Here is a 6132-nt window from a genome sequence, read left to right on the forward strand (position 1 = left end):
TCCTCGGAGATCTCCGAGGAGCTGTACAGCGACAGCGCGAAGAAGCTCTCCGACGCCATCGACCGGATCTTCGACGCCATGACCGGCTGCCCGACCTATCAGGTCGTCGTGGGCGGCACCCCGGTCGACGTGACTCCGCAGAACCTGCCCGCACCCCACGTCGGCGGTGACGAGCAGTGGAGCCAACTCCTGACGTTCATCGCCGGGGGACGGAGCACCGTGGTCAAGCAGACCGCGATCCGCGACGGCAACCTGCTGCTGGTCGTCTCCGGCTCCCCGGCCCTGGTCGACCGCCACCTCGACAAGGCTCTCGCCAAGGCCAAGGCAACGAGCTGACCTGCGTGCACGTCACGCTGCTGCCTCCGACCACCGCAGGTCGGGGGCAGCAGTGCGTTACTGGCTGACGCGTTGAGCGGCGCGAGCCGCTTGGCCTGGTACCCAGGCTCGGACCTGGCCGGGCTGGACGTAGAGCACGTTCGGGTTATGACTGTGCGGCCCATAGCCGCTGGAGGCGTTCACGAGCAGGTACGCGCCTGCGGGAACGTGCCAGTTCCAGAACCAGGCGTCCTGCTGCCGCCCGGTGTCGCACCAGGTCACGACTGCTTTGGAGCCACGGCGGCCGTGCTGGTAGACCCGCGTCACCTGGAGGAGTTGCCCCTGCCCGGAGCTGCGGTGCTGCTGAAATGCCTGCCACTGCGCCGCGAGGGCAGCCGTGCGCTTGCGGCGTGAACGGGCCGTCAACCCGATCGTCACGGCGACGATGAGAGCGATGACCATTAAGGCGCTGGGGCTGGGGTGCATTGCCGCATCCTGCTTCGTTCCATCAACAGGCGGCAATTCTTCCTGGCATCGAAGACCGAACGGCCACTTCACCCGCGAAGCAAGAAGGTCCGGCACCCCCAAGTGGGAGGGTGCCGGACTGCGATCGTCGAGAGTTGTGCGCGGGACGTTAGATGGCCGGCGCGCGCAGGAGGCGCTCCTGGGTGGCCTCGGGCAGTACCCGCCGCAGGACCGGTGCGGTCGAGCTGAGGGAGGCGGCGAAGGCGGCGACACCCTCGACACCGGCAGGAACGTCCGTCAGTCCGGGCACCAGCACGGGCCTCACCCATCGTTCACTTGTGAATGCGTTCACGATATTGCGGCCGCACCTGCTCCCCACGCTCCCGCGGGTACGTTCGCCTTTGCGCTGCCCAGCAGTCAGCCGCCCGCACCACCGATCACCGCCACGATCACGACCCGAGCACGAGGAGCACCGGATGACCGGCCAGGACAGCGCGGACCCGCCGAACCGCCCTTCGCCGCCGCCACAGCCGCCACAGCCCTCGGACGCACCGCCGCCGGCGGACCGGCGGCTGGACGCGCTGACCGATGTCGCCGGAGTGCGGGTCGGTCATGCGGCGCTCGCGGGCGAGGGGGCGCTCAGCGGCACCACCGTGATCCTCGCCCCGGAGGGCGGTGCGGTCGCCGCCGTCGATGTGCGCGGGGGCGGCCCCGGCACCCGCGAGACGGACGCGCTCGACCCGCGCAATCTGGTGCAGCGCATCGACGCCGTGGTCCTCACCGGCGGCAGCGCGTACGGACTGGACGCGGCCTCCGGGGTGATGGCCTGGCTGGAGGAGCAGGGGCGCGGCGTGCGGGTCGGCGCCGATCCGGCACAGGTCGTTCCGGTGGTCCCGGCGGCGTGCATCTTCGACCTGGGCCGGGGCGGTGACTGGCGGGCCCGCCCGGACGCGTCGACCGGCCGGGCCGCCGTGGAGGCCGCCGCGCGCACGGAGCCGGGGGCGGCGGTCGACGAGGGATGCGTCGGCGCGGGTACCGGCGCGGTCGCCGGGCAGCTGAAGGGCGGGGTGGGGACGGCGAGCGTCCTGCTGCCGTCCGGGATCACGGTGGGCGCGCTGGCCGTGGTGAACGCGGCAGGCTCGGTGCTCGATCCCCGTACCGGGGTGCTGTACGGGGAGTACGGCGCCGCCGAGCCGGCCGTCGCCCCGGCGCCGGAGATCCACCACGCGGCGCAACAGCGCCTGGCCCAGGCGCACGACGCGAACACGCGCCCCCCGCTCAACACCACGCTCGCCGTCGTCGCCACGGACGCCGACCTCAGCCGGGCGCAGGCGCAGAAGCTCGCGGGCACGGCGCACGACGGGCTGGCACGCGCCATCCGGCCCGTACATCTGCTGACGGACGGGGACACCGTTTTCGCGCTGGCCACCGGCGGACGAACGCTGGACCCGGCCAACCCGATCGCGCTCAACGACCTGCTGGCGGCGGGTGCGGAGGCCGTGGCGCGCGCCATCGTGAGGGCCGTGCGGGCGGCGGCGGGCGTCAGCGGCCGCGAAGGCGGCGGCGCATATCTCTCGTACAGCGATCTCTACGGCACGGAGCAGCACCCGCGGCGGCCGGCGGACGGCAGCGGACCGGCAACCGACTCGCCCGCCATATAAGGAAGTTCGGGCAAAACGCCGGGAACCTTCTGCGTGCGTCGTACGTTTTTCTGAACCCCGGTCACGATGTCAGACCCAGGGACTACGTTATGCACGCATCGGGTAACACGCGGCGACGGCCTGGAGAAGCACCTTGAGCGATCCGTACGAGACAACCGAGCAGCACCTCGAGCGACTCCTGCGACGGGCTCTCAACTCGTTCGACCTGCCCGACAGCACGGTGGAGCGGCTCGGCACAGCGCTCGCCCACAGCAGTTCCCTGCACTCCTCGCACCACAGCTCGGCCCTGCACCGCGAGACCTACCGGCATACGTATCTGCTGGCCGACGGCAGCCCGTTCACCCTCTGGGAGCTGGTGCACTGCGGTCAGCGGCACGCCGAGGACACCCGGCACGGCTCGCAGCCCGGCTTCCGGCAGCACGAGCTGTACGACGACGAGGGCGACGTGCACATCGCCGCGGCCCGGCTCGCAGGCGGCTTCTGCGACGCCCCGGTCTTCGGGGACGACGGGCCGCAGGCCGACCTGGACATCCTCACCGCCCTGATGGCCGCTCCCCCGGCACCGCTCCCCCGGATGTACGCCCCGGACAACTCCGCGGACCACGCCCGCCGCGTGCTGCGCCGCGCGGAGAACCGGGACGTCCCGGGCGAGGAGACGGCCCACCTGCTGCGGGCCGCCTTCGCCCACCACATCACGCAGATCTTCGGCCGGCAGTGCCAGGTGGACGGACGGGACGCGGGCTTCACCCTGTACGAGCACGCCTTCCTCCTCCTGGACGGCAGCGAGACAAGCCTGTGGGAGGTCGAGCACACGGCGACGCCTGACGGTCGCCACATGTGCGAGGTGTACGGCGACGAGCGGGCCGCGCGCGGCGCGATGGAGAGCCGTACGCGCATCTGCTGACCCACGGCGCGCGCACGGCACACGACGGCACCGCGCCACCCGCCACCCGCCGCCCCGTGCTGCGGGCCGACGGCCGATTCCGTGGACAGGACATGACGGTGCCCGCACCCCCCAGGTGCGGGCACCGTCATGTTCTCCGTCCGCTCTGCGTCGCGTCCTGCGCCCGCTCAGTGCGTGAGCGCGGGCTCCTTGGCGGGTTCCGCGGTGGTGTCGGTGGCCACCTCGCCGCCCTCCACGTGCTGCTTCGGCCGGGCCGGCAGCGCGAACATCAGCAGGAAGATGGCTGCGAGCACACCGGCCACCCACCACAGCGAGTGCTCGAAGGCGTCGGCGAACGCCGGACCCACCTGTGCGGGCGTGAGCCTGTCACCGATCGCCCCGAAGAAGACGACCGAGACGAGCGCGAGTCCCAGGGCGTTGCCCATCTGCTGCACGGTGTTGAACAGCCCGGAGGCGGAGCCGGAGTGCTCCTTGGGCACCTCGGACAGCACCGCGTCGGCCAGCGGAGCCACGATCAGCCCCATACCGACGCCCATGACCACCAGCGGCAACGCCATCTGCCAGGACGTGATCCCCATGCCGTAGCGGTCGGACTCCCAGATGTAGAGCAGCAGCCCGGCGACCATCAGCAGCGCCCCCGCCTGGAGGACCTTGCGGCCGAAGCGCGGCACCAGCTTCTGTACGGAGATCCCGGCGGCGAACGAGACGGCGACCGAGAACGGGATACCGGTCGTACCGGCCCGCAGCGCGCTCCAGCCGAGCCCCTCCTGCATGTACAGCGTCCACACCAGGAAGAAGATGCCGAGGCCGACGCCGAAGGTCAGCTGCACGGCGATACCGGCGGCGAAGCTCTTGACCCGGAACAGCGACAGTTCGACCAGCGGCGAACCGTCCCGGCGCGCCTTCGACCGCTCGAAGAGCACGAGGACCAGGAACACCACGAGGCTGCCGGCCATCGAGAGGTAACCCCAGAGCGGCCAGCCCAGCTCCTCGCCGCGGGTCAGCGGGTAGATCAGCATGAGCATCCCCGCCGTCACCAGCGCCACCCCGGTCAGGTCGAGGCGCAGCGCCTTCGGCGCCTTGGACTCGGTGATGAACTTGCGGCCCAGGATCAGGCCCGCGATGCCGACCGGCAGGTTGATCAGGAAGATCGGGCGCCATTCGAGACCGGCGATGTTCCACTCGGTGAGCAGCGCGCCCAGCAGCGGCCCGGACACGGCGCCGAGGCCGACGATCGCACCGAAGAGACCGAAGACCTTGCCGCGCTCGTGCGCCGGGAAGGTGGCGTGCACGATCGACAGCACCTGCGGGACCATCAGCGCGGCCGTGCCGCCCTGGAGGATGCGGGAGGCGACCAGCATCTCCGGGTTGGCGGCGAAGCCGCACAGTGCGGAGGCCACGGTGAAGCCGCCGATCCCGATGAGGAACAGCCGCTTGCGGCCGTAGATGTCACCGAGCCGGCCACCTGTGATCAGCCCCGCGGCGAAGGCCAGGGCGTATCCGGCGGTGATCCACTGGATCGAGCTGAACGAGGCACCGGTGTCGCGCGTGATGCTCGGGATGGCGATGTTGACGATCGTGACGTCGACCAGGTCCATGAAGGCCGCGGTCATCACGATGGCCAGCGCGAACCACCGGCGGCGGTCCGAGGAGTCCGAGGACACCGCGGGAGCGGCCGCCCCGGACGGCTGGGGTGCGGAAGAAGTCATATGAAGAAGTTAAAGGCCCATTAGGTCAGAACGTGACCCAATGGACGGGCATCCTGGGTGACATGACCGACACCCCGGCACGACTGCTGAATCTGCTGTCACTGCTCCAGACGCCGCGCGAGTGGCCGGGCAGTGAACTCGCCGACCGGCTCGACGTCAGCCCCCGCACCATTCGCCGGGACATCGACCGCCTCCGCGACCTGGGATACCCGGTCGAGGCATCGCGCGGTTCGGTCGGCGGCTACCGGCTCGTGGCCGGCACGGCCATGCCGCCCCTGCTGCTGGACGACGAGGAGGCGGTGGCCATCGCGGTGGGGCTGCGGGCCGGGGCCGGTCACGCCATCGAGGGTGTCGACGAGGCCTCCGTCAGGGCGCTGGCCAAGCTGGAGCAGGTGCTGCCGTCGCGGCTGCGCCACCGGGTCTCCACCCTCCAGAACGCGACGGTGCCGCTGACCCGCGGTGACGGTGCGACGATCGACCCGCAGACACTGACCGTGATGGCGTCGGCGGTCACCGGACGGGAGCGGCTGCGCTTCGCGTACCGCGCGGGGGACGGCGCCGAGACACGGCGGCAGGTCGAGCCGTATCGCCTGGTGAGCACCGGGTGGCGCTGGTATCTGGTGGCGTACGACCTGGAGCGGGATGCCTGGCGCACCTTCCGGGTCGACCGGGTGAACGATCCGTTCGCGACCGGGGTCCGCTTCACACCCCGTGAGCTGCCCACCGGGGATGCGGCGGCGTTCCTGAGCAGTTCCATGGCGCGCATCAAGCCGGAGCTGGCGGTCGACGTGAGCTTCGAGGCTCCGGCGGAGTTCGTCGCCGCGCGGCTGCCCGCCGCGATCGGCCCGCTGGAGCCGACCGGCGAGCACAGTTGCCGGCTGCGTGCGGTGCTGTCGGACTCGCTGGAGTGGGTGGCGGTGCGGCTGGCGCTGGTCGACTGCGAATTCACCGCGCACCGGCCGCCGCAGCTGGTGGCGTATCTGAACGACCTGGGCGGCAGGCTCACCCGCGCGGCCTCCTCGGCGGCCCAAAAAGGATGAGCCCCGGCGCCAGGGGGGGGTGGGCGCCGGGACTCAGC

5 protein-coding genes and 2 pseudogenes are annotated in these 6132 nt (G+C 71.3%); 4 read left to right on the forward strand and 3 right to left on the reverse strand.

The features are described 5' to 3' along the window. Nucleotides 1–336, forward strand: a pseudogene (locus J1C73_RS29905) (hypothetical protein); the annotation flags it as partial. 57 nt (nucleotides 337–393) lie between these two features. Here the strand turns inward: J1C73_RS29905 and J1C73_RS29910 are convergent. Continuing rightward, the gene (locus tag J1C73_RS29910; RefSeq protein WP_207319119.1) at nucleotides 394–801 is read right to left on the reverse strand and encodes a hypothetical protein; all 408 of its coding nucleotides are present in this window, start codon (nucleotides 799–801) and stop codon (nucleotides 394–396) included. Nucleotides 802–949: 148 nt separating this feature from the next. After that, nucleotides 950–1051, reverse strand: a pseudogene (locus J1C73_RS29915) (DUF317 domain-containing protein); the annotation flags it as partial. Between the two features lie 205 nt (nucleotides 1052–1256). On the opposite strand from J1C73_RS29915, the gene J1C73_RS29920 reads away from it, so the two are divergent. Next, nucleotides 1257–2441 carry a P1 family peptidase gene (locus J1C73_RS29920; RefSeq protein ID WP_207319120.1) on the forward strand — a complete coding sequence of 395 codons (1185 nt, stop codon included), beginning with the start codon at nucleotides 1257–1259 and terminating at the stop codon, nucleotides 2439–2441. Between the two features lie 133 nt (nucleotides 2442–2574). After that, on the forward strand, nucleotides 2575–3345 hold the full coding sequence (locus J1C73_RS29925) for a DUF6227 family protein (RefSeq protein WP_207319121.1): 771 nt from the start codon (nucleotides 2575–2577) through the stop codon (nucleotides 3343–3345). Between the two features lie 167 nt (nucleotides 3346–3512). On the opposite strand, the gene J1C73_RS29930 is transcribed toward J1C73_RS29925, so the two are convergent. Then, nucleotides 3513–5054, reverse strand: coding sequence for an MFS transporter (locus tag J1C73_RS29930; protein WP_207319122.1), 1542 nt, complete (start codon nucleotides 5052–5054; stop codon nucleotides 3513–3515). 62 nt (nucleotides 5055–5116) lie between these two features. Here J1C73_RS29930 and J1C73_RS29935 point away from each other — a divergent pair, with 62 nt between their 5' ends. Continuing rightward, complete coding sequence (locus J1C73_RS29935) at nucleotides 5117–6094, forward strand: helix-turn-helix transcriptional regulator (protein ID WP_207319123.1); 978 nt, start codon at nucleotides 5117–5119, stop codon at nucleotides 6092–6094. Nucleotides 6095–6132: the final 38 nt, after the last annotated feature.

The sequence above is a fragment of the Streptomyces laculatispora genome (genome assembly GCF_017353455.1).
Lineage (GTDB): Bacteria > Actinomycetota > Actinomycetes > Streptomycetales > Streptomycetaceae > Streptomyces > Streptomyces laculatispora.